A 25021-nucleotide genomic window follows, 5' to 3' on the forward strand; every position below is an offset into this window, starting at 1 on the left:
TTCAACCTTCAACCTTCAACCTTCAACCTTCAACCTTCAACCTTCAACCTTCAACCTTCAACCTTCAACCTTCAACCTTCAACCTTCAACCTTCAACCTTCAACCTTCAACCTTCAACCTTCAACCTTTAGTTACAATTGTTCCAGGTAACTCAACAGGTCTGCCATATCTCTAGTTTGAGGTTGAAACTTAGGCATTGGTGGTGTTCTACCACTAATCACTTGCTGAATCAGACTCACGTCAGACTTTCTCTTAGAGATACTCACTAGACTTGGTCCTACATGACCATCCCCTTTGGCTCCATGACACCCGGCACAGTTGATTTGAAAAATGGCATCACCTCGGACTGGATCACCGTTGAGGGACAAAACCTTTTGTACATAAGGATCCCAATCCTGCATCATGGGAATTCCGATCAGGCTAAGACTTATAGCAAGCAAAGCGACTAGTACTATCAAGGTGACTCGCCGCACTAGAACTCTAGGTTGGACAAGCTGGTTTTCCAATGGGTCTCCTGTCAAGTTGACTATCAATAAAGCGCTTGTAATCTCGATAAAACTGAACCATTGATTAAGTTGTGTTAAGCAATGATAAGTAAATACTTAGACTAAGTATTATTTTTGTTTATAAACATAGCTTAAAATTTATGGAGTCATTAATCAAGATCTTGTCGTGTATTTGTATTATATGCTACACTATGTCTTAACCATATACCTGATACTAGCGGAATAGATCGATGGTATACATTTTGGTATATAAGCTGGGATATAGGTAAAAGTATTCAACCCAAGTCAGGGCTTAGGTCATGAGGTCAGAACCTCCTGAGTGTGACTGAGCAATCTCAACCCATGGAACTCAGGATGGTTGATAAATAACTGTTTCACCACCAGCAGCACCCTAAGGTTGATCAGAGCTAGTAATATGAGAAACAGGTAAAAAAACTTAATTAGGAGACTTAGTGTGGTAGAACCGTTGCTTGTTGGGATTGTCCTTGGCTTAATACCTGTTACTCTATTGGGACTGTTTTTTGCTGCCTATATGCAATACCAACGGGGTAATCAACTTGGGGGTTAGTTTTTCCTTCCCAGAGCTGATCAACCACTGACCATTACCAAACCCCTGACCTAAACCAATGGGCAATAGAAGGTCAAGGCAGTATTGCCATAGACCTTCTGGCGACAAATTTCTAAATTGGGGATTGGTTTTGGTTGCCAGTAGTTAGAGCTATGCTCAACAGCTAACTCACCATGGGTGTCGAGGAGCTGGTATTGAGCGATCGCATCTAACACTGGCTGGTACAAATCACTAGCGTAGGGGGGGTCAAAATAAATGTGGTCAAACTGCTGAGGAGCCAAGGTTTTCAATCGCCTGACCACATCCCCTTGCAACACCCGAAATTCTTGCTGCGGCTGAGCCATCTGTTGCCAGTTCTGACGAATAATTGAACAAGCTTTTGCCCATTTGTCAATCCCTACCACCAAAGCAGCTCCCCGACACAGAGCCTCAGCCCCCATTGAACCACTACCAGCACATAAATCCAGCCATCGGCAATTCCCTACACTGCCTTGCCAAATATTAAATACTGCCTCCCGCACCCGTGCTGGTGTCGGGCGGGTAATTTGTCCTGGCAAAGTTTTCAGTTGGCGATTGCCGTAAATTCTCATCCAAACACAGGACAGTGGGGAGCGTGCTGATTACATCAGTAGTAGTAGCATAATTTTAGAATAAGAATAATTTTCAGGCTTTGGTGACAAGTGTACGATCATGGCAGTAACTCTTGACCTGAGCCACGAAATTAGACAAAATTTGCAGTCCTGTAGTAGAAGACTTTTCCGGGTGAAACTGTACTGCTACGACATTATTGTAAGCGATCGCAGCCGTCACGGTTTGACTCCCATGAGTAGTAGTTGCGGCTCGAATCATAGGGTCAACTGGGTCAACATAATAAGAATGGACAAAATAGACTCGCGGATTGCCTGATAAATGCTGCCAAAGGGTACAATCCGGTTGAGTAAACTCTAGCTGGTTCCAACCCATATGGGGAATCGTAATACTTGGTTCTCGACGAAAGCGCCGCACTGTCCCAGGCACAATCCCTAATCCAGGTTCTGTGCCTTCTTCACTTGCCTCAAACAGAATTTGTAAACCTAGACAAATACCTAAAAAGGGTTTACCGCTGGCAATGGCTTGTTTAATCGGTTGCTCCAGGTTACGCGATCGCAAATGTTGTATCGCTGGGTCAAACGCCCCCACTCCCGGTAGTACCACCGCATCCGCCTGTTCTATATCTGCTGCTAAATCTGTCACTTTGGTAGTTGCACCAGCTTTCTGTAACCCTTTACAGGCAGAGTGCAGGTTCCCCATGTCGTAGTCTACAACCGCAATTACTGGCATTAACCTGCTTTCCCTTACATTGAACTATTGAAGCTCTTTTTATTCTAATTGGTTCTGTTGGATGAACAAAAAAATCCTCTTGACATCCTTTCAAACCTGGTTACCCGATCAGGTATCTAACTCCTCTGATGATTTATTAGGGAAAATTGCTCAAACCAATGATTTATCTGCTTCCCTGACTTTTCTAAGACAGTTGCCCGTCGATATTGCCGAAGCTAGTGCTCAGGTAATTGCCACAATTGATCAAATACAACCCGATGGGATTATTTGTTGTGGAATGGCGAGTAAGCGGCACAAATTAACTGTGGAATCCTGTGCTACTCGTGAAGATGCCTGCCTTCAAACCCCAGTGAACTTAGAGCAACTAATAGCTGCCTTGAGTGGATGTGAGATTAGCCATGATGCTGGTAAATTTGTCTGCGAAGGACTCTATTACGAAGTGTTGAAGTATCTTGGAGAGCATCACCTCAATACTTCTTGTATCTTTGTTCATGTCCCTGTGCTGAATCCAGAGAATTTGCCTGGTATCTTGGCTGATTTTAGGATAATTTTGGAACAAATGGCACAATAGACTTTGCCGCATTTGTCGGTAACTTCAGATCCGGGAACTTCCGATCAGCACAGAATAATTGAGAAAAACACTATCACGAAAGCAATGCAGCGCCTTAATGAGAGGGTTTCCCCCACTCGCGCTTTGCATCAAGACAATACATTGACAAGAAGCCTAATCAAGACAACCTTCAACCTTCAACCTTCAACCTTCAACCTTCAACCTTCAACCTTCAACCTTCAACCTTCAACCTTCAACCTGCCAACCTTCAACCTGCCAACCTTCAAATTTAAACAAATACAAACTCTTGTTAAGAAATATTGATGCTTATAGCAGTATATATTAATACAGGTAAACAGAGCTTACGCAATTCAGCCATCGACACACTACCTGTATGGGTTAAAGGGTAACTGTTAACACCACCTGTAGAGTTCTTGCGTAAGCCCTGCATCAGCTGTTTCGGTGCTCAATATTGATTATAGGACTGATTGAAAAACTTTTCCCTCGGCAATATTACTGAAGTTGGTTACGCTAATTAGCTCAAGTCATCTGTCTTAAGTTAGGGTTAGCTCCTCAAGTCCCTTCCTGGCTTAAGTTCTGATCTTGATTTTTCAATAAATATTGACAATATTGGTTCAATCAGACTATAATTATCAGATTTATAGAAAAAGATATCCACAGGGAACTTAGGCTCGCGCTCTACGACTCCCGCTGTGCTACTCGCTCTGTGCGACGCTCACTAGCTAGTACTCACTAGTAGAATCGCGCTTGTAATTGTACTTGTGTAGATGCTGTAGATGCTAAGCAATTACATTGGTGGTACTTAGGGTAGTACTTCTGGTGGTACTTCCAATGCAATTGCTCCGAGTAAACCCTTACGAAAATCCCCCAATAGTTGCCGCGCTGTACGTTCGATGTTTCCCTGATAGCGATAGTCGGCTAAACCATGTAAGTAATCTTCAGCGGTCAATGGGTTTGGGTCTAGTTGGTACCGCTTTTCTAAAGAAGACTTTAATAAAAGAGTGTACTCCTTCATCTTATCTAAATCTTTCAGGAATGCAACCAGTGCTGTTGCTACCCGTTGGTTGTCGTAAGATGCTTCACCAATGTCATCACAGATAGCTAACTTGAGCGCCTGCTGCTGATTGTTTAACTTGGCAGGAATAACACCAGGAGCATCAAGTAGTTCAAGTTGGTCAGAAATACGTATCCAACGCAATTGGCGTGTCACACCGGGACGACGAGCACTCTCTACCACACGACGTCCCAAAAGTCGATTAATTAAAGCAGATTTACCGACATTGGGAAATCCAATTACCACAGCTCGGACAGGACGAGGTCGCATTCCCCGTGAGCGCCTACGTCGATTGATTTCCTCCCCAGCTGTCTGGGCTGCTTTAGCCACAGCGCGGATACCCTTACCCTGTTGAGCATTAGTGAAATAGGGGATATCCCCTTGCTTTTGAAACCACGATTCCCAAAGTTGGCGCATCCTTGGGTCAATCATATCCACCCGGTTGATCACTAACACCCGAGTTTTATTACCCACCCACTGGTCGGTTTGAGGATGATTGGTCGAGAGGGGAATCCGAGCATCCCGCACCTCTAATACCACATCCACTCGCTTCAACTGTTCCTTGAGTTCTCGCTCGGCTTTGGCAATGTGTCCGGGATACCACTGGATTGTCATTAGTCATTAGCCATTAGTCATTAGTCATTAGCCATTAGTCATTGGTCATTAGTCATTGGTCATTCGTTAATTGAAAATTGACCATTGACAATTGACAATTAACGGGCAAGCAATTTTAGTGAACCAATGACTAAGCACAACTTATGGGACAATCAATACTGGGCAAGGGGACAAATTAATCACTCGATCGGCCACGCTATTAGGTATACCTTCCTCTGTCAAGCCTGGCCCCCGAGAGCCCATCACAATTAAATTTGCCCCAATTTCGTCAGCCACATCGCAGATCACGAAGGCAGGCTTTCCTTCCCGCTCCACGGTTTTGGCTTCAATGCCTTCCTGAGCAAATAATGCTTTGGCACCGTTAAGCAGTTCTTTTACTGCCTCAGGGGATGTCATTGCCTCGGGAGCAGCTGCTGTAGCCTGGCCAGGGTCAGGTTTTTCAACCACTGACAGCAGATATAGATTGCTGCTGTACTTTTTCACTATGTTCCCAACAACCTCAGCAGCTTCACGGCTTTCTCGACTTGAGTCAATTGGAAATACAACGGTATTGAACATATCACAGATTTCCTCCAGGATCCGGACTCCGGTAAAATGTGAACGGTCTTAACAAAAGAATACCTTTTGTCCTGGTCATTCAGCTGGTGACTTACCAGTTAATGTACAGCGAACTCTCTGAGGTCAAATCATCCGGCAACACGGCTGATAGTCAGGGATTAGCAGGCAATAGCAATTAGGAGATTAATACTGTGTCCAAGAAAAGTGTAGCCAATTTAAGTGAATCAGATTTAGCCGGAAAAACGGTATTGGTCAGAGCAGACCTGAATGTACCCCTGGATGACAATGGCACCATCACCGATGATACTCGCATTCGTGCTGCTTTACCCACTGTTCAAGATTTACTTAAGAAAGGGGCAAAGGTAATCCTGTGTAGCCACTTGGGACGACCCAAGGGACAAGTGAAGGAAAGCTTGCGTCTAACCCCCGTTGCTGAGCGTCTTTCAGAACTGCTGGGTCAACCAGTGACCATGTGTAAAGACTGTGTTGGAGACGAGGTGGCTGCCCAAGTTGGTGCTTTGGAAAATGGTCAGGTGGCTTTACTGGAAAATCTCCGCTTCCACGCTGGAGAGGAAAAGAATGACCCAGAATTCACCAAACAGTTGGCATCCCTTGCTGATTTGTATGTCAATGATGCTTTTGGCACAGCCCACCGGGCTCATGCCTCTACTGAGGGAGTCACCCATTACCTGAGTCCTTCTGTAGCTGGGTACTTGATTGAGAAGGAACTGCAGTATTTACAAAACGCTGTAGAAAATCCTGAAAAGCCTCTAGCTGCAATTATTGGTGGCTCTAAGGTGTCCAGTAAGATTGGGGTGATTGACACTCTACTCGAAAAGGTCGATAAACTGCTAATTGGCGGTGGGATGATTTTTACCTTCTACAAGGCCCGTGGTATGAGTGTGGGTAAGTCCCTGGTGGAAGACGATAAGCTGGATTTGGCGAAATCTCTAGAAGCTAAGGCAAAAGAGCGCGGTGTAGAATTGCTGTTGCCCACCGATGTGGTCATCGCAGATAATTTTGCCCCTGATGCTAATTCCCAGACTGTCAGTATTGAAGCTATTCCTGATGGCTGGATGGGTTTGGATATTGGTCCAGATTCTGTGAAGGTGTTTCAGGAGGCTTTGGCAGATTGCAAAACTGTAATCTGGAATGGTCCGATGGGAGTGTTTGAGTTTGATCAGTTCGCTAAGGGGACAGAAGCGATCGCAAACTCTATGGCTGAGCTGACCAAGACAGGTGCATCTACCATCATTGGTGGTGGTGACTCAGTAGCTGCCGTCGAAAAAGTTGGTGTTGCTGACCAAATGAGCCACATTTCCACCGGTGGTGGTGCCAGCCTTGAGTTACTCGAAGGCAAGGTTTTACCTGGAATTGCTGCTTTAAATGATGCCTAACTAGAGTTTTTTAAAGCATTGTTTTAAATCCTAGTTTTACATAGGGAGATAGCATTGCTGTCTCCCTATTTAGCATTGTCTTGATGGGAAGATTGTTTGGTTTACGATCAATCAGCATTGGTTTTTATGATCTATTTGGAAATGCAAGATTGGGACTAAAGCTGATAGCTGATAGCTGATAGCTGATAGCTGATAGCTGATAGCTGATAGCTGATAGCTGATAGCTTCAATTAAACCTATTCCCAACTTTGGAATTGATTCATCCAAGCTGTAATCTGATCACGGCGAGTTTCAAAGGTAGCGGCAATCCAGATAAACCCAATTCCCACAAACAGCGCTACCACCCATTTAGAAAATGGATAATCAAAGCTAAAAATCAGTAGTTGGTAGATCGCATTAATTAAAAATGTTCCAGTCCCAACATAAATAAATGCTCTTACTTTCATCGCTAATCCAGCAAAAATTAGCACTACACTAATTCCCCCAGTTAATAACCCAAGCCATTGAGCAGTCCAAAAGGAAACTAAACAAATAATACTAGTCCCGATTAACCGGAGATTGTGACGTATTTGTTTTTGGGGGGGTTCACTTAGATAGGGATCGACTTGGGCAATATAGAGTAAGGATAAACTCAAGGGGAGAACATACCAAAGAGCAGCAGTTAAGTGTAGTTGTCCAAACCAACGGAGCAACATCCAGTCAATTACTACTACACTGATAAAGGTAAACCGAATTTGCTGATTAACAATAGCGAGAATAATATAGAAAGCTGCGATAATCACCAAACTAGCTAAATTACCGCTATAGGGATTTTCTGCAATGGCAATCAAGGGGATTAAGAAAGCAGCGATTTGCCAAGGACGTTTTGACCAACCCCAATTTTCCCAAGGTAGGAAATACAGAAAGTAAGCGACTAAGGATGCGATCGCACCTTTCCAAGGCACTAATGGTCCGGATAACAGACGCGCCACAGGGGTATTTATCCAATACAGCCGCATCCCCCATGCTTCAGCAAAACCTAAATAAACCCAGATTTCTCCAAGCTGGCGATTAAACCGATTCCGTCCTTGAGAAATAGCATAGATAACTAAAAACGCGCCAGTACTAAATCCCAGCATCATGGCGGATTCAATGGGTTCAGTTGTTGCTGCTATCAACAAACAACTACTCCATACCCAATGGAGATCGGAAATAACCTTTAGTTCTTTGGGGGTAAAATGTAGATATCCTTTCAGCCAAGGAGACAATACCCGATAGGCGTACATGATACTAGTGCCAAGCACGGCCATTATAATCAATCCATCCCCTTTTGCTCCTCCTCCTAATTGGGATAATTGATATAACAACAGTTGATAGGCAGAAACCGATACTCCAAATAGCGCAAGGTAAATTAGAGGTTTAAATTCTGCACGGCGACGCCCTACCCCAATGGCAATTATTGCTAGGGCAAAAGACAATAAACCTGTCCAATTGGTAAAGGTTCCCCAACTTAAGACCGGTCCTAAGCTACCGTATAGTAGTGGAATAATATGCCAGCTACTAGGTATTTTGTCGAGATTAGATCGGCGTCGCCACCAATCTCCTAAAAGTTGAGCAATTAGTCCTAATACTGTATTGGCAACGGCTAAATTGATCAGTGGATGGTCTAATAAGCCCAGGGCTTCTGTAGTTAACAGTTCTACACTCCAACCAATCCCATAAATAGCCCAGTTGGATGGATAAGGAAAACTGCGATACGCGATCGCTCCTAAGGTCACTGCATTTACGATGAGCATAAACCATGTTGGTGACCCAAACCCAATGTAGACTATCAGAGAATAACAAGTCAGCAGAATTAGCTGAAAAATAAACAGTGCGATCGCCCACCCATCCATTGCTTGTGCATACAGTTTTGGGAGGTTAGTTTGTTGAAGGTTAGTTTGTTGAAGGTTAGTTTGTTGAAGGTTAGTTTGTTGAAGGTTAGTTTGTTGAAGGTTGGCTTTTTGAAGGTTGGTTTGTTGATTTGAAGTTTTAAATTGTGATTGGTTATCCTGTATCTTGCTAACACGAAGTAACCAGCTTCGCGATAACCATAAGGTTAAAATAGCGATCGCTCCAACAACCCACCAATCTTGTCCGGACGGTTGGGGAAAGCTAGGGATGCCATCCCAAAGCAAGAATCCGATTAAGCTGATGCCGCATCCTACGGTAATTGCTGCTGATGTTAATTGCTTTAAATAGCGGGTGTTAACCAACATCAGTGCTGTAGCGGACGCTAAACTGATTAACCGCATTCCTGGTATTCCTAGGATCAGCAATTGGGATAAGATGACAGCAACTACACTCAACTGGATTACAAACTTGTCTTGAGGGGGTTGCCAACTGCGATAACCACGTGCTAATCCAGTCAGAGATAATGGAGTGATTAGCCACAACAGACCCCATGCTCTCAGGTAACTATCTGGGTTAATGTCGTAGGCACTATAGTTGACACACAATAATAGATAACTCAGACCAGCTAAACTTAAACCTAAGTGCCAAGCACTCTCTCGCCAGATCTTGACATAGTCAGAAGTAGCGGGCATCTTTAAACTCAAGCTCCATTCTGCTACCATCAGGGCTAATAAAATTGCTGAAAAGCCCCCTAGATGTAGGTTGGGAAAAAGATAGTTAATGGCACTGATAACGGTTGCGATCGCAGTACTGTGGGTTAGGTAGACCCTTAAGCGCAGATGAGGCTTAATCCCTAACCTATCCCGTCGCTGAGTCACAATCCCTAAAGTTATAGCAGAATTAATACCATTAATCGTGAGTAATAGGGGATTGGAAAAACACAGAGTAGTCAGATTAACTCCTATTCCTAGAGCAATGACTTCTGCAAATTCTGCCAGATCATGTTTTTTGCGCTGATATAACCAATCTGCTAACCCAACAATTAAAACCAGATAGGGAAACAGTACTAAACTCAACAATACATAGGGAGTTTCTTGGGAATGGGTTAACGTAGTTGCTGTTTCCAGTAGCCAGGTTTGTATTGATGGGGGAATCAATCGCCATGAAAGCCAAACCATCTGTAAACCAATGGCTAACATGGCGGCTAAATCGGAACGTCGCCAAAATTTTAGTAAACGATTGACAAATAACCAGACCCCCAGCCCACTGACAATCATGGCTTGCCAAGGAAACTCAGCTGCTACACAAACTAACCAACCCACCACCAGCAAGCTACCCCCTAACCAAATCATAGGGAGACGGGGAGACGGGGAGACCGGGAGAGATGGTGCCTGAGGCTTTTGGTATAGCCAGTAGAGAAACCAACCACACATCCCAATCGCTAACCCCAGTTGTTCAATATCGACACCTATGACAAAAATTGCTCTAAATAGCAGGATGCCGATGCCATAAACTAAGATGCGGAAGCCAGCAACATCAAAAATAATCGCTGAATTTTTCTTTCTGGATTCTATATATAAGGTAGCGATGGTGCTACCGATGCCCAAATAAACTGCTCCTATGGGAAATCCAGGGATACCCCAACCCCAGTTTAGGTAACTCAGACCTAAATAATTAATAATCGGTAAGGGGAATGATTGTTGTTGTCGTAATCGTAAAAATCCGTTCCCGTAGCCGCGACCTAAGAGTATCGAACTTAGTACTATCGCACTTAGTGCTACTGTCGCCACTGCTACCACTAGCCAATTTAAGGGATGACGCCACAAGCCAAAGCCATCCATTGCCCAAAAATTGACTGGGATCAGCAACAGACTGACAACTCGCAAGGTTTGGGCTGTTAACGGTAAATTCCCTTGTTTCGTTGTCCAAGCACTAATCCCCCAAAAGCTCAAGGTATAGGCCAGCAATACTCCATACTGTCCAGCAGCTGGGAAATTGTCCCATTGACTAGCAGCCAGTACCCCAGAGGATACCACCACCATAAACATACCCAGAAACAGCAACCAGCGGACACTGAATTCTGCTTGAAGGGATTGCCACATTTGAGCAATCCAGTTGGGTTTCTTAGGTTTGGGTGTCTCCGGTGCAAAGTCATTACTAGCTAAAGGTGACACTAGTTGAGGCGCTGGTTTCGCGACTGATAAAGCAGAAACCTTTGGAGTTACACTAGGTTCTGGTAAAGCACAGGTAAGATGTTCTCGACACAACCGTTTAACAAAGGTTTCCTGAAGCAAACCCAAACGTAACCAAGCATCTAATCCCTCTAAAAGAGCGGGATGGGATGCTTTAGTTTTAAATATGATGTCGATGCTAGTCTCAGAAAGTAAACCTAACTCTTGCCATAGGGCTAAAGCTTCTAACAGTTTAGACTGAGAAGTATTGGTCTTGAGGGCAATAGTGATAGAACCCTCCCGTGGCGATGACATAAGCAATATTCCTAGTTAAATAGGAATGCAAGGGGGGCTGATTTAGGATACAGGTAGTTACTATTGTCCACTAAAGAGCCGGAACCTTGCTAGATACCACATTCCACCCTGTCAACTGTCACAATAGAATCTTAAGGTTGGCAGTTATGACCCTATTAAGCCTTGATTATCAGCACTATTGCACGTCTTGATCAATAGTCGTTAACATAATGCTTCCTGATTAATTATTGCGATTACCCTATACTATTTACTTAGATGTAAAGAATTGTAAATGCTGCTCAATGGCTCAACCCCTCAACCTTTTAACCTTACCGAAATTGCTCAATAAATTATTATCTTTGCTCCCAGCATTAAGGCAGGAGATTTGGATTCTGGCAACCGGTCGATTGTTATTGCACATCGGTCAAGGGTTTACTTTAGTTTATGCCTCGATTTTTTTTGTTAATCAGATTGGTTTATCCGCCACCCAAGTTGGGATGGCTCTAGGGAGTTCTTCAATTTCTGGAGTATTAGGACGCTTGATTTCAGGGACTTTGGCTGATTCCAAGTTTTGGGGACGCAAGAAAACTTTGCTACTCTCGGCAGCTGTTTCTGCTCTAGCAAGTCTTTGTTTAGCGTTTACCTATAATTTCCCAACTCTGGTTATTGCTAACTTACTGATGGGTTTAGGGATTGGTCTATATTGGCCGCCTACTGAGGCAGTTGTCACCGATCTAACCACTCCTGTTCAGCGTAATGAAGCCTTTTCAGTTACTCGTTTAGCTGATAGCTTAGGACTAGGATTGGGAGTTATTGGGGCAGGGCAGTTAATTGCTGCTTCTGGCAGTTACCGTACTTTATTTGTGCTCAAAAGTATTTTTTATGTGATTTTCTTCGTTGTCATTTATTTAGCGATCGCAGAAACAAATAACGTTCAAGAGGTGCCTCAATCCCCTACCCAATCCTGGAAACAAGCACTAAGCGATCGCTTTTTGATGATTTGGTTACTAGGGAATACTCTCTTCACTACCTATGATGCTCAACTCAATAGCATTATGCCCCTCTATTTTGCCAATTTTGTTCCAGGAGGAGGAACAGAAACCGGATTAGCTCCAGAAACGATTAGTCTTATTTTCTTCTGGCATGTCGCCTTTGGTGCCATTTTTCAACTACCTGTTGCCCGCTTTCTAAACCAGTTTCAACGCACCAATGTTCTGATGGTTTCTTTACTACTGTGGTGTGGAGGATTTGTGTTAGTTTGGCTCACAGGAGTTGTTTCTAAGTTGGCAGTTATTCCAGCACTTTGTGCTTTGTTACTATTAGCTTTTGCTAAGGTAATTTATCTCCCTTCTGCCTCTTCTTTGGTGGGGGATTTAGCTCCACAATCGTTGCGAGGAGTTTACTTTTCCCTTGAATCTCAGTGTTGGGCAGTAGGTTACTTTATTGGACCGTCTTTAGGAGGTTGGGCATTGGATCAATCTCCAGAATTTACCAGTGGTTTTTGGTTAGTGACTGCTAGCAGTGTGGGCTTAGGTCTTGGGATTTTGTCCTATCTGGGCAAGAAGAGTCATGAGGTGATAGGTGTTAGGCATCAGGCTTGAGGCAAATGGTGTTATAGCAGAAGTCAGAAGTCAGAAGTCAGAAGTCAGAAGTAAAACTATTGCTATACTTAGCTTTGAGACTTTTGTCATGTCCTAACTGCCCTGGCGACTGCTATAAGTGTAATATTGCCAACTAATTGAGTATTAAAGCAGCATAATTAAGTGTTTATGCATCAAAATAATTAAATTATGCTTTATTAATGAAGTTTAAAACTTTAATAGTGAAGCATTAAGCATCATATTGCTTGGGTTAGGATTAGGCTTGATGTCCTAAAACCCGACACCTATGACCTATGACCTAACACCTAACACCTATCATCTGTAAGCATTCAGCAGTCAGGCGTCAGCCGTCAGCTTATTTTATTCAAAGGTGCGCTCTTACCATTAAGAATTAAATTCGCCACGGGTCGCACCTAAAAGTACCGATTGCGCTACGCGCACGCTGCGTGAACAGTAGCGTGGCACAGGCTTATAACCTGTGACTTTCCTCATAAACTGTTCGCTTAGGGTGGCCTAAGGACAATGGCTGATAGCTGATAGCTGATAGCTGATAGCTGATAGCTTACTATCATCTTTATTTTCCCATCAAGAGGTCAGGTTTTCTGGCCTTATAATTGGAGGATAGCCAAAAGTAGATACTTTGCCAAAATCAAAGCATCTACCTTTGGAAAGAGTGTTGTTGTCTTCCCTGTTGAGAGAGTTGAACTGACCTTGCTAGCTTTGCTAAAAACCCTTATCGACATTATCAGGCATTGGTGGTCGGAGTTTACCCTCCAGACCAAGCTAATGGCAGCAGCCACTCTGGTTGTCTCATTGCTCATGAGTGGCTTGACCTTCTGGGCGGTGAATACGATTCAGCAGGATGCTAGGATGAACGACACTCGCTTTGGTCGTGATCTCGGTCTCTTGCTGGCTGCCAACGTTGAACCTCATGTTGCGGCAAATAATTTCGACGAACTAGCTCGCTTTTCCAGCCGCTTCTACACTAGCACCTCCAGTGTGCGTTACATTATCTATGCTGACGAGGATGGGGAAATAATCTTTGGTATTCCTTTCTCCGCAGCAGAAGTAAAGAATTCTTTAACCATTAAGCGTCGGATTGAGCTACCCGAGGGCTACGCCAAAAACTCTGATCAGCCCATGGCACGGCAGCACCTGACTCCTGATGGTCAAGTCACTGATGTGTTTGTTCCCTTAATTGACGAAAACAAATACTTAGGGGTTTTGGCTGTGGGCATTAACCCTAACCCTACGGTGGTGGTTTCTTCCAATTTAACAAGAAATGTTACCATTGCTGTGTTTATCTCGATCTGGGTGATGGTGATTTTAGGTGCAGTGGGGAACGCCTTGACTATCACTAAGCCCATTAAAGAACTACTAGTAGGGGTGAGAAATATTGCTGCTGGTAATTTCAAGCAGCGGATTGAGATGCCTTTGGGAGTAGAACTGAGGGAATTGGTGTCTAGCTTCAATGACATGGCAGAGCGTTTAGAACGCTATGAGGAGCAAAATATTGAAGAACTTACCGCAGAAAAAGCTAAGTTAGAGACTCTAGTTTCCACAATTGCCGATGGTGCTGTACTGATTGATACCAATTTTCAGGTAATGTTAGTCAACCCGACAGCACGGCGGATTTTTGGTTGGGAGGAGCAAGACATTGTCGGTAAAAATGTCCTATACCATCTCCCTGATGTGGTCACAATGGAACTAACACGACCGCTGTATCAAATGGCTACAGCGGAGAAACAGACAGAAACAGAACGGGAATCCCGCGAAGGTGAAGAGTTTCGTATTACTCTGAGCAAACCGGTCTCTCGCACCGTTCGCATTCTCCTAAGTAAGGTACTCAACCAATACCGGGAAAATATTAAGGGAATTGCTATCACTGTTCAGGATATCACCCGTGAGGTGGAACTTAATCAGGCAAAAAGCAATTTCATCAGCAATGTTTCCCACGAACTCAGAACACCTCTATTTAACATTAAATCATTTATCGAAACCCTCCACGACTACGACGAAAAACTTAGCGAAGCTAAGCGCAAGGAGTTTCTTGACACGGCTAATCGGGAAACTGACCGACTCACCCGTCTAGTTAACGATGTCCTAGATTTATCACGGCTGGAATCTTGTCGAATTTATCAACTTGAACCCTTTGACATTGTTCGACCTATAGAGCAAACCCTGCGCACTTATCAGCTCAACGCTCGTGACCAAACTATTGAACTGGCTCAGGAGATTGAACCAGATTTACCACCAGTTATGGGTCACTACGATTTGTTGCTCCAAGTCTTGGCTAATTTAGTGGGCAACTCTTTGAAATTCACTGAGTCTGGTGGACGAGTGGTAATTCGTGCTTATCAATTAGAACCCGAACTCAATACCAAAGAAGGAAAAGACAGGGTGCGAATTGAAATCTCGGATACGGGAATTGGCATTGCTCCAGAAGACCAACAGGCGATTTTTGACCGATTTTTCCGGGTAGAAAACCGAGTTCATACCCTGGAAGGGACGGGATTGGGGCTTTCAATTGTCAGAAACATTATCGAAAGACATCATAGCCGAGTAAACTTAGTCAGTGAAGTGGGAGTTGGGACAACATTCTGGTTTGATTTAGAGGTGTGTGAAGAACAAAAAATTACGGTTAAAGAACATTTGCAAGTAGACACCTCACAGACCATACCAACCGACTCACCCGCTACTAGTAATCTGTCAATTTCGTAGCGCTTAGTACTATCATGTCTAGTGAATTCAATTTTGACGGAGTACTAGCTTGTAGGGTGGGCAAAAACAGTTTGTTTCTTTTGATTATTCTAAATAATATTACTTTGCCCACCCTACTTTAATTGGTATTTTTTTTACACGCAAGTCCCTTACCTCTTTTATTCAAAAGCACCTCAAGTAGCGTGCCCATAGCCCATAAGCTGATACGCGACACGCTGATAGCTGAATGCTTACGTCAATTCAATTTTGACGGAGTACTAGTTGACTTTAACTAGTGGCCATCAGGGCTAGCAAAAAGCTAGCAGCGATTAATACCAATAGACCTAGTAAGGCTGGGTTCCTTTGACCCCAAAGCCTGACGGATTCAAGTAAGCCACGCTGGGGATTATAAATCTGCTCAGGCTCTGAGGTACTTTCGGAACTATCCTCGTAAAGGGTACACTGCTTAGCATAGGGACGTTGGGGAAAGGTGCAGGTATCATCAGCATGATAGGTACAGGTTTCACACAAGGGGGTATCTCCTGTGGTTTGGTGTAAGGTAATCCCCGGATGACCATAGGCTTTCAGGATTGCTCCACAATGGGGACAGGTAATCACCTTCCTATTGATAGGTTGATGGCATTTGGGACAATTGATCATTAGTCAATAGTCATTTCTCAATAGTCATTTCTTCATCTTAACTGTCTTGCACATCCAGCTGATTTCCCTTCTTTGCCTCTTTAGCGTTTAACAAAACTCGCGGAATTCCCCACCCTCTTCCAGGGTGTTGAAGTTACCGTAAGTAGAGTGGAGCCTTTATGGTTGGTCGGCTATGGGAAAAAGGGTTAAAACTGTTTGATTAAGGCTCCACTCTACTAAGGCGCGCGTCTCTAGGATGGATAGCGAGACAGAAAATTTATTTTATCCCTTGACACCTTACTGTGAAATACATATAATATTAAGCATGGTCGAGTTTGAAGTTACCGTAAGAATAAAGAAGCCTTAATCACAAAGATTTAACCCTTTTATGCATAGCCGACTAACCATAAAGGCTTCTTTATTCTAAGGTTTCATCTCCAACAAGTTTGAGTGCAATGAAACATAAAGCCGTCAAAGTTAGAATTTATCCCACACAAGAGCAAATTCAAGTGTTAGCTCAGCATTTTGGATGCGCTCGTTGGTGGTGGAACTATGCTTTGAATCAGTGCATAGAAACCTACAAAGAAACTGGCAAGGGGCTAAAACAATCTGCACTCAACTCTATGTTGCCAAAGCTCAAAAAACAAAAAGAGACTGAATGGCTAAAAGATTGTTACTCTCAGGTTTTGCAATCCGTGAGTCTCAATCTTAGTCGTGCATATCAAAATTTCTTTGAGGGTAGGGCTGAATATCCTAGGTTCAAATCATATCATCATCGCCAATCAATTCAGTATCCCCAGAACGTAAAACAAGTTGGCAACTACTTGAAGTTCCCTGGAAGATTAGGCATTATCAAAGCAATAATCCATCGACCACTAGATGGAGAAATGAAAACTGTAACCGTTAGCAAGACTCCATCTGGAAAATATTATGCTTCTGTGTTAATGGAATATGATCCGGATGATTTGCAGCCTTCCACAAAAGGAAATGTGATCGGAATTGATTTGGGTATTAAGGATTTTGCTATTACCTACGATGGCGAAAAAACTTCCAAGTTTGGGAATCCAAAGCACTTAGCCAAGTCCGAAAAGAAACTGACTAAAAAACAGCGTATCGCTGCCCGAAAGAAAAAAGGCAGCAATGGACGCAAAAAGGCCAGAAAGATTGTAGCCAAGGTATACGAACGGATTGGAAATGTCCGCCAAGACTACCTGCATAAACTATCTAGAAAGATAGTTGACAACAACCAAGTGGTGGTAGTCGAGAACCTAAATGTCAAGGGCATGGTATGCGCTACGCGCACGCTACGCGAACGTAACCATAAATTAGCTAAAGCAATATCTGATCTGGGTTGGGGAACCTTTGTAAACTTCCTGTCTTATAAGTGCGAAAAAGAAGGAAAGGTATTAGTTGAAATAAACCGATGGTTTCCTAGTTCCAAAACCTGCTCTAATTGTCATTACCGAATCAAGGAGTTGCCACTGGATGTCAGGGCTTGGACTTGTCCAAGTTGTGGAACTCACCACGACAGAGATGGTAATGCGGCAAAGAATATTAGAGCAGAAGGGATCAGAATGCTATCCTCCTCTGGGACGGGGGAGGTCAACGCCAGTGGAGAAGAAGTAAGACCAAGACGTGGACGCCCGTCCAAGTTAAGGCATTCTTCCGTGAAGCTGGAAGCCCCGACTTCAACGAAGTAAGTCGGGGTAGTTCACTCATGTCCCCCTACTTAATTATTTGCCCCGGTATCCATGAGCCCCAACTGACCCAGGATTTTTTAGCAAGTTTGGATCTATCAAGTTCCTGGACTGAGAAAGTGTTAGTTTTTCCAGCTCAGGACTACCCAGCTTACTCCGCTATTCATATTTTAGAGTTCTTGCAACGTCACATTGGTTTGGTCAAGACTCCCATAGTCTTGATCGGTTTCAGTGCTGGGGTAGTGGGTGCGATCGCAGCAGCTTGGGGTTGGCAGCTACTGGGAGGTTCCATCCAAGCATTGATCGCTATTGATGGCTGGGGTGTGCCTCTGTATGGCAATTTTCCCATCCACCGGATTAGTCACGATTACTTTACCCACTGGAGTTCAGCGCTATTGGGGGCAGGGGAAGACAGTTTCTATGCAACACCCGCAATAGGCCATTTGGACTTGTGGCGTAGCCCTTGTCAGTGCCAAGGCTGGTGGGTTCAGGTGCCATTAGGTGAGCAACCCCCACATCGAACTTATCTAACTGCGGCTGAGTTTATTATCGAGTTATTAGCTAGATAGTAAAATTTGCTTCAGTATCACCAGGTTGAACTATTGTGGAAGATCACGAAAGAGTAACAATTGCTGAGTATCAAGCAACAGCAGAATCTTTCCGGGAAGGCACCTGGAATCATGATGTGTCTCAAAATCGCAACGCCTTGGTGGATGCTATGCCCCGCAATCCAGGCAAGATTCTGGATTAGGAGGTGGTCCTGGTAGAGACTTGGTTGTTTTTAAAGACCAAGGTCATCAAGTGATTGGTCTCGATGCTACACCAGCATTTGTGAAGATGGCGCAACAGGTTTCAGGATGCGAGGTTTGGCAGCAATCGTTTCTGAACCTCAAGCTGCCACCAAAGAGCTTTGATGGGATCTTTGCCAATGCATCCCTGATTCATATTCCCCGTGCTGCGATGGTTAGGGTACTTAAGGATTTAAAGCGATCGCTTGTTAGCAATGGTGCCATAGTTATGTCAATGATTCGTGGTGATCATGAGGGTTATAGTGCAGGACTTACGCATAACCACCACATATATGAGTATAAAATAACACTATACCTCTACTGATAGCGTATTTAGATGAATTTGCGTAATTCCTGTGTATATAACAATTCAATATGGTATATAACAATTGATGATCGATTTAAGGAAATTGTCACAATGAGGTATGTATTAAGAATATTGCTCGCTATTCTGATTATGAGTGCTCTGATACAGCAGCCGTCATATGCAAAGAGTAGTGACTTATACAAGTATCTATCCGTTCCAGGCGCCCGTGCCACGCTTCCTGTAGAAGCAGCCAAAGAGCCGTTTTCCAAGAAATTCGTGGATCATGCCCGTGAGAGGTTTAATAACTTCCACCTTCAGATGGGAGGAGACCACGCACTCTATTACCTGATGAACCTCCCCGAGTTCATGCCGACTGCAATGTCTATGCCAGCTGTGAAATTCAAGCGCTTGAAGCGGGATATTCAGGAAGATTTAGATAAAATAGAAGTAAAGACGGACAGTGAAGGAGTGCTCACACTCTCAGATTACTCAGTACACCCGACCTTTCGCCACCAGGGCATAATGATGGTTCACCAAGGCAAGGTCGTTTTTGAAGCCTTCCCAGGAATGACCAAAACCGATATGCATGTCTGGATGTCGTCGGCCAAGACGACTGTTGGACTGGTCTCAGCAATGTTGGCTGAGGAAGGCAAGATCGACGTCTCTCAACCAATCACCCAGTATGTCCCTGAACTGGCTGGCACTGCGTGGGATAGTTTGAGTGTCCTTAACGTGCTAAACCATACTACAGCGCTTGATTCGGAGGAGACCGGCGAATCGGTCCTCGACCCAAACTCAGTCATAGTCAGTTACTTCAGTGCCATCTTTGGGACGCCTAACTCTGGCGGTTGCCAAACAGAAGACACGGTTTCCGTGTTGCGAGCCTTTTGGCCGTTATACGAAGAGGAGCCGGGAGCAGTTTTTCGCTACTCCTCTCCAAACACCGATGTATTGACGATGATGATTGAGCATATAGAGGAGAAGCCGTGGGCTGCGGTATTTGAAGAGCGCGTATGGGGGAAACTCAACGCACGGATGCCAGCTATGTTCAACATGAGACCAGAAGGTGTTGCTTTGCCTCTGGGTCTGATGTCCACGACGCTGGAAGACATGGCTCGTTATGGTGTGTTGTTTACGCCGAGTTGGCAGGCGGTGGCGCAGGAGGATGTGGTGAGTGACGCCGTTCTGACACGTATACAGACAGGAGGAGACCCAGAAGCCTTTAAGGACAGCGCGAAGGATGAATCAGGCTTCAAGAGTTTTGGGGGCGAACGTGCCGAGTCCAACAGCTACCAGTGGGATTGGATTTTCGAGGACGGAGCTATGGCCAAAAGTGGCAATCTTAATCAACTAATCTATGTCGATCCAGAACGAGATTTTGTTGGGGTTGTCGTATCGACTACGCCCTACGTAGCACCTTATGGTGAGACAAAAGCACCTGCCTTTATGCGGGCTGCTGCCAAGTTTCTTCACGGAAAGTGACATTTGTTTTAGTAGAGCAATCTTACTTAACTGGAGTTTAGACTATTTCTTGATTTTCAAATAAATTTCCAAGATCAATTTGAGAAATGGAATAAATGTTCAGATTTTAGTCTAAACTCCAGGGTCAATGAACCACAGTAAAAAAATGATAACCTTGTAGGAACGTTGTATGCGACGTCCCTACTGTAGTCTACTAATAAGTAAGCATTCAGCTATTAGCGGTCAGCTTTCAGCAATAAAAACGAATGAAATTAAATCTGGTAAGTATAGAAACGGGTTTGTATTAGATACTTACCATGTAGATATTTGTGCTACATTTAAAGACAATAGTAATATGCTGGGGGGGCGACATGAGAGCTAAAAAGTAGACTGTATAAGCTTCATAGCTCTCATACCTCGTAAATAATTATCGAGCTTATGGCGACTTAAACGCATCAAATTTTCAACTAATTCCCAACATTTATCCATAAAATTAATCCACTTTTGGCCATAATTACCAATATAAAAACTGGACGGTGCGCTTTCCAATGGGCAGGTAAACTGCCCTTGGGTCGCACCGCTATGTCTTTTAGTTAATCGCCCATATTCTTTAACTCTAGCTACATAGTTTTGAACTCCTTTTTTATTGATTTTTTCTACTTTAACTGTGGCAAAAAGATAAGCAAAAGATATTAAAATAACTAAATAAATAAAACGTTGATCGACCACATTGCTGCCTTCCATATTATATCCACCGCTCTTATAGTCTCGGAACATCTCTTCAATATCAAACCGTTGTCTTGATGCAGTGGCTCATGGGGGAAACCACGGCAGTCGCTCATGGGGGGAACCACGGCAGTCGCTCATGGGGGGGACCCCCAAGACCGCGCTGCCTCCCCAAGACCGCGCTGCCTCCCCAAGACCGCGCTGCCTCGCTTTTTATAAGCTCCGATTGCCTCAGATATACTACTCATATTTGTTAGAATAAACCAACCTTCTTTGGTCACAGATTTTCGATAACGGTGCGCGTTCCCTAGCGCTTTGAAAAAGCGCGGGGTCGCACCGCAACTTTTATTCCATTTACAGGCTACACTAAATCCTTTTATTTTTTTAGTTTTTGTAACTTTGACCTTTTCAAAAAATAACGATTTTCCCGGTTTTAATCCACAACTTTTCAATGAAACCCATCCGGTATTTGCTAGTTCAATCACGATTATTTTAGTCTTAAACAAAATTGAAAACCTTGTGTATTTAGCCATTGAGCAAATTTAACCGAACAAAACTCTCGATCTACCAAAATCACTATCTGATAGTTATCAAATAGCCCTATAATATTTTAAATTAATTTTGTTTGCTCTTGAAGTTACCGTAGAACAGTGGAGCCTTTATGGGTAATCGGTTATGCATAAAAGGGTTAACTCTTTTGTAATAAGGCTCCACTGTTCAAGGTTTCGTCTCTGATAAATTGCTTGAACCTAACTTTGATAGAAGTTCAAAATAAACAGGAGACGAAACCTTAGAGAGTGGAGCATTATTTCATATAACCTAAAAGTATTACCCATAACCTGTCGCTATAAAGGATCCACTCTCTTAGGGTAACTTCAAAGAATTGCTCGGTTTTTATAAATAATACTAATCATGAATAAATTGTATTTTTTACAATTAGTTCTATCGATAGCTAAATAGATTTTTTCATCTTTAGTAAATGTTTGATTTATCCATTCTCGAATAATTGGAAACCACAAAGATTTGACCTGGAATATTGGTAACGACAAAAATCTCTGTATTTTTTTACGCCGTGAGTTAAATTGAATAGGTAAAGGGAGTGACTCTGCGATTTTTTCAAATTTGACATTTTTGGTGTCTTGTATAATTATTATAATAAGGTAAAAAAAAAAAAATTGAGATTCAGAAAGTAGATTTTTGAGATGCTTTTGATATAATTATGGTATCATTTTAAATTGATAGGTCGTATTGACAAGTTATGACCTATCTTTTTTTACCATAATTCGCTCAATTTAATATATATCAAGGGTTACAGGCCGCTTGTCGCCCCCCCAGGCAAAATACTCTCCATATAGTACAGGGTAATCGCATTTTAATCGAGCTCTGAAATTGTTGTAACCTGGGTTAATTTTTGAGTGCATAATTGAGACTCGATGGTAAAGAATTGAGTCTGTATGTTCTACTGCCGTGCTGATGATTTTTTCCTAATTGGCTGCAGTCAGAGCATCCCCTCCTTAAACTGGCTTTGGCTCACTTTGGGATTACTGTGGTGGGCAAAGGGGCTGACTCAGGGGCACTGGCTGCCAGGATTTTGATCACAAAATCATTGTCCATTCCAGCCTGATAGCGCTTCATCTTCAGACAAGGCGCGGGAGGGTTCGCGATCCACGTAAATTAATACTCAAGCGACGCAATAAACCCAGATTTTGAGCGGAATACCAGTACCGATGCGACTAGCATCTTCGTATTTTGTGACATCGAGCACCCAATGCAAACTGTTTTCAATACTCCAATGGCAGCGAATCACCTGGTTGTGCCGTTGCGCTTCTGCTCCTTTGAGTACTGATGTAGAATCGAACCTCTGTGGTCGTTTTATTCCATAATTGGCGTTGAGTGCGAACCATCACCACAGTCGTTAAGCCCAGCCACTGGCCTTGCCGATGCAAAGGGAGAAGTTGACTGACCGATACCGCCCAGACTTGGCGAGTTTCGAACCGGTGATGCCCAAAAAGCGAGGGTCTGGTGATAGCTGTAGTTAATTCCCTGCCAGTTCATTGCTTGAGCTTGCGCGGGACCAATCTTCCACCTGCGCCGCTTTGCTTCCCCTGGTTGCCTTTGAGAGCTAAGACATAGTCGTATTGAGCAACTGATTCAACTTGCAGGCTGTCAATTGTTATATTTACCTCCCTATTCTCCAGACCTTAACAAGATTGAGCGATGCTGGTCTTGGATCATATGTCGTATTCGTAAACAACAAAACCCGTATGATTGTCTACGGTAGCTAAGGAGTATGTCTTGCACAAGGCGTCCTAACCGTTGTGGCGGTTGCTATAACTGCTTGCACTTTTGAGAGACAACCTTGACAGCAGAAACACTTTTGAACTTTATAAGCCGCTCTTTGTCAAGTGCAATTTATACCAAACTCAATGGGATTACCCTGGTCTAAACTCTAGGTTGTAATACTCAGGAAGTTTTATTATAATTTCAGTGTTCTTATGGGATATTAAATATGAGAAGATTCAAAACAATTACTTGAAAACCGATGGTTGTGCCGAAGACAGGCTATGCAGAGACATTCCCGGATAATGTCTGTCGTTCAAGCCACTTCGTCTGAAAATTTTTCCAAAAAAATTATTGATGCATCCGATTTTCCTTGTAAAGGGAAGTTGGTACATACCTTACTGCATATTCTAAGGTATCTTGTTGTATTAGCTGGATTTTTATGACAATCACATCTTCAGTTCATAATTCCGAGAACTTTGTCTTTCGCTTTTTACGCCTAAGCTTAATTAGTACTCTAGCTAATATGACTGTTCCGCTAGCGGGTCTTATTGATGCTATCTTTCTAGGACATATTGACAACATCAAAATGTTAGCAGGGGTGACTTTGGCTACGATTATATTTGATTATCTCTACAGGATTTTACAATCTTTGAGAGATAGTACGAGCGCTATAACAGCCCACGCTTTAGGCAGTTCAAGGCAGCAAGAAGAAATACTTTTAGCTATTTTGCAGGGTGGGTTTGTTGCTCTAGTTGTTGGTCTAGTTATTTTGCTACTACAGTATCCCCTACAGATTCTCGGATTTGCTATCCTCAATGGCACGCCAGATATTGAAACTCAAGGCATGATTTATTTTCAGGCTCGGATCTGGGGTGCTCCTGCTGTCTTATTAATCTATGTATTGACGGGTTGGTATCTTGGGCAGAAGCAACAAAGAACAGTTCTGATCATGTCTTTAGTCGGTGTTGCAAGCAACGCCATGCTTGACTATGGGATGATTGTAAGGTTAGGGTGGGGTGCCTTTGGAGCAGGTATAGCAACCGCACTAAGCCAATATATTGCTCTCAGTGTTGCCCTTGTCGGAGTCTGTCTTCAAATTAAATGGTCAAAACTACAGCAAGTCTCAAGTCTAGTTTTGCGATGGAAAGCATTGAAAAAAATTCTCGCATTAAGTGGTAATATTACGGTTCGATTTTTAGTCTTAATTTCGGCTTATGCTATTTTTACAAATTTTAGTGCAACCCAAGGCAATCTAACTCTAAGTAGTAATGGTTTACTGTTGCAATGGATTTTAGTTGGTGCTTTTGCTATCCATGGAATCCGACTGACAAGTCAAACTTTCATAGGGAGTTTTGCCAGTAAAGGAGCAGATGAGTTGGTTTTAAAGAGCTTATATTTATCAATGCTAACAAGTATACCAATCGTTTTTGGGTTTGCAGTATTACCACTCTTCTTCCCAGTTAAGATGTTTAGGTTACTGACTAATCATACAGAACTCTACCCGATTATGCAGGAAACCCTAATCTGGCTGTTTCCTTTTCTTCTCGCCCTTGCCAGCGCATCAATGTTAGAAGGATACTTTATTGGTTTAAAACGGGGTGTAACATTGCGAAATGCAGCTTTAGCTGCATTTATAGTCATGTATCTACCAATATCTATTACGGCAAGATATCTTGAGAATGTTAATCTGCTTTGGGCTTCATTGGTTGTTTACATGGCAGGAACAGCAATCTACCTAGCTAGGTGCGTTCTGGCAGAGCGAGTATTTGAACAAACCGTTGACACTCCCCCGGATGAATCACGGAGTATTCTAACCAAGGTTTAGCCTGCCGTCAGGCATAATTGCTACAACGTAGATTGAAGTTGAAGAAAAAAGGTTCTGCCAACTAAACG

19 protein-coding genes and 2 pseudogenes are annotated in these 25021 nt (G+C 43.3%); 12 read left to right on the plus strand and 9 right to left on the minus strand.

Annotated features, from left to right (window positions below; translation table 11 throughout):
- Positions 1-131: 131 nt before the first annotated feature.
- On the minus strand, positions 132-506 hold the full coding sequence (locus F6K64_RS32940) for a c-type cytochrome (RefSeq protein ID WP_044495179.1): 375 nt from the start codon (positions 504-506) through the stop codon (positions 132-134).
- A 454-nt stretch (positions 507-960) separates the two neighbouring features.
- On the opposite strand from F6K64_RS32940, the gene petG reads away from it, so the two are divergent.
- Positions 961-1074, plus strand: coding sequence for a cytochrome b6-f complex subunit V (petG, locus tag F6K64_RS32945; RefSeq protein ID WP_070395274.1), 114 nt, complete (start codon positions 961-963; stop codon positions 1072-1074).
- A gap of 50 nt (positions 1075-1124) precedes the next feature.
- Here petG and rsmD read toward each other — a convergent pair whose 3' ends face one another.
- Both rsmD and hisH read right to left on the minus strand, forming a co-directional pair.
- The gene (rsmD, locus tag F6K64_RS32950) at positions 1125-1664 is read right to left on the minus strand and encodes a 16S rRNA (guanine(966)-N(2))-methyltransferase RsmD (protein WP_008189583.1); all 540 of its coding nucleotides are present in this window, start codon (positions 1662-1664) and stop codon (positions 1125-1127) included.
- A 73-nt stretch (positions 1665-1737) separates the two neighbouring features.
- Complete coding sequence (gene hisH, locus F6K64_RS32955) at positions 1738-2394, minus strand: imidazole glycerol phosphate synthase subunit HisH (RefSeq protein ID WP_008189584.1); 657 nt, start codon at positions 2392-2394, stop codon at positions 1738-1740.
- Between the two features lie 61 nt (positions 2395-2455).
- Here hisH and F6K64_RS32960 point away from each other — a divergent pair, with 61 nt between their 5' ends.
- Entirely contained in the window at positions 2456-2965 is a 510-nt protein-coding gene (locus F6K64_RS32960) for a pyroglutamyl-peptidase I family protein (protein WP_008189586.1), read from the plus strand.
- 84 nt (positions 2966-3049) lie between these two features.
- Entirely contained in the window at positions 3050-3268 is a 219-nt protein-coding gene (locus F6K64_RS32965; RefSeq protein WP_044495181.1) for a hypothetical protein, read from the plus strand.
- A 499-nt stretch (positions 3269-3767) separates the two neighbouring features.
- Here the strand turns inward: F6K64_RS32965 and ylqF are convergent, their stop codons facing one another.
- Positions 3768-4634 (minus strand): ribosome biogenesis GTPase YlqF, encoded by an 867-nt coding sequence (gene ylqF / locus F6K64_RS32970; RefSeq protein ID WP_008189588.1) that lies wholly within the window; start codon positions 4632-4634, stop codon positions 3768-3770.
- Between the two features lie 141 nt (positions 4635-4775).
- Complete coding sequence (locus F6K64_RS32975) at positions 4776-5192, minus strand: universal stress protein (protein ID WP_008189589.1); 417 nt, start codon at positions 5190-5192, stop codon at positions 4776-4778.
- 191 nt (positions 5193-5383) lie between these two features.
- Here F6K64_RS32975 and F6K64_RS32980 point away from each other — a divergent pair, with 191 nt between their 5' ends.
- A complete protein-coding gene (locus F6K64_RS32980; protein WP_008189591.1) occupies positions 5384-6589 on the plus strand; it encodes a phosphoglycerate kinase in 1206 nt (401 codons plus the stop codon).
- 111 nt (positions 6590-6700) lie between these two features.
- Here the strand turns inward: F6K64_RS32980 and F6K64_RS32985 are convergent, their stop codons facing one another.
- Positions 6701-6835, minus strand: coding sequence for a hypothetical protein (locus tag F6K64_RS32985; protein ID WP_287267577.1), 135 nt, complete (start codon positions 6833-6835; stop codon positions 6701-6703).
- Positions 6826-10947: a pentapeptide repeat-containing protein gene (locus tag F6K64_RS32990; RefSeq protein ID WP_287267578.1), complete on the minus strand. Its 4122-nt coding sequence runs from the start codon at positions 10945-10947 to the stop codon at positions 6826-6828. The genes F6K64_RS32985 and F6K64_RS32990 overlap by 10 nt, the downstream gene beginning before the upstream one ends.
- A 281-nt stretch (positions 10948-11228) precedes the next feature.
- Here F6K64_RS32990 and F6K64_RS32995 point away from each other — a divergent pair, with 281 nt between their 5' ends.
- Positions 11229-12527 carry an MFS transporter gene (locus tag F6K64_RS32995; RefSeq protein ID WP_287267579.1) on the plus strand — a complete coding sequence of 433 codons (1299 nt, stop codon included), beginning with the start codon at positions 11229-11231 and terminating at the stop codon, positions 12525-12527.
- A 711-nt stretch (positions 12528-13238) separates the two neighbouring features.
- Entirely contained in the window at positions 13239-15248 is a 2010-nt protein-coding gene (gene nblS / locus F6K64_RS33000; RefSeq protein ID WP_287267580.1) for a two-component system sensor histidine kinase NblS, read from the plus strand.
- Positions 15249-15515: 267 nt separating this feature from the next.
- On the opposite strand, the gene F6K64_RS33005 is transcribed toward nblS, so the two are convergent.
- Positions 15516-15887, minus strand: coding sequence for a zinc ribbon domain-containing protein (locus tag F6K64_RS33005; RefSeq protein ID WP_287267581.1), 372 nt, complete (start codon positions 15885-15887; stop codon positions 15516-15518).
- A 434-nt stretch (positions 15888-16321) separates the two neighbouring features.
- On the opposite strand from F6K64_RS33005, the gene F6K64_RS33010 reads away from it, so the two are divergent.
- The 4 genes and pseudogenes from F6K64_RS33010 to F6K64_RS33030 all read left to right on the plus strand — a co-directional run bounded on the left by F6K64_RS33010 (position 16322) and on the right by F6K64_RS33030 (position 20140).
- Positions 16322-17566 carry an RNA-guided endonuclease InsQ/TnpB family protein gene (locus F6K64_RS33010; RefSeq protein WP_287267582.1) on the plus strand — a complete coding sequence of 415 codons (1245 nt, stop codon included), beginning with the start codon at positions 16322-16324 and terminating at the stop codon, positions 17564-17566.
- A gap of 17 nt (positions 17567-17583) precedes the next feature.
- Entirely contained in the window at positions 17584-18132 is a 549-nt protein-coding gene (locus tag F6K64_RS33015) for a hypothetical protein (protein WP_287267583.1), read from the plus strand.
- Positions 18133-18167: 35 nt separating this feature from the next.
- Positions 18168-18613, plus strand: a pseudogene (locus tag F6K64_RS39235) (class I SAM-dependent methyltransferase); the annotation flags it as partial.
- 156 nt (positions 18614-18769) lie between these two features.
- Positions 18770-20140, plus strand: coding sequence for a serine hydrolase domain-containing protein (locus F6K64_RS33030; protein WP_287256748.1), 1371 nt, complete (start codon positions 18770-18772; stop codon positions 20138-20140).
- A 357-nt stretch (positions 20141-20497) separates the two neighbouring features.
- Here F6K64_RS33030 and F6K64_RS33035 read toward each other — a convergent pair whose 3' ends face one another.
- Complete coding sequence (locus F6K64_RS33035; protein WP_502708096.1) at positions 20498-20863, minus strand: hypothetical protein; 366 nt, start codon at positions 20861-20863, stop codon at positions 20498-20500.
- Between the two features lie 2116 nt (positions 20864-22979).
- Between F6K64_RS33035 and F6K64_RS33050 the strand changes: the two are divergent.
- Together F6K64_RS33050 and F6K64_RS33055 are read left to right on the plus strand one after the other, a co-directional pair.
- A pseudogene (locus F6K64_RS33050) lies at positions 22980-23126 on the plus strand (transposase); the annotation flags it as partial.
- 441 nt (positions 23127-23567) lie between these two features.
- Positions 23568-24953 carry an MATE family efflux transporter gene (locus tag F6K64_RS33055; protein ID WP_008189625.1) on the plus strand — a complete coding sequence of 462 codons (1386 nt, stop codon included), beginning with the start codon at positions 23568-23570 and terminating at the stop codon, positions 24951-24953.
- Positions 24954-25021: the final 68 nt, after the last annotated feature.

Source organism: Moorena sp. SIO3A2, from assembly GCF_010672265.1.
Taxonomy (GTDB): domain Bacteria; phylum Cyanobacteriota; class Cyanobacteriia; order Cyanobacteriales; family Coleofasciculaceae; genus Moorena; species Moorena producens.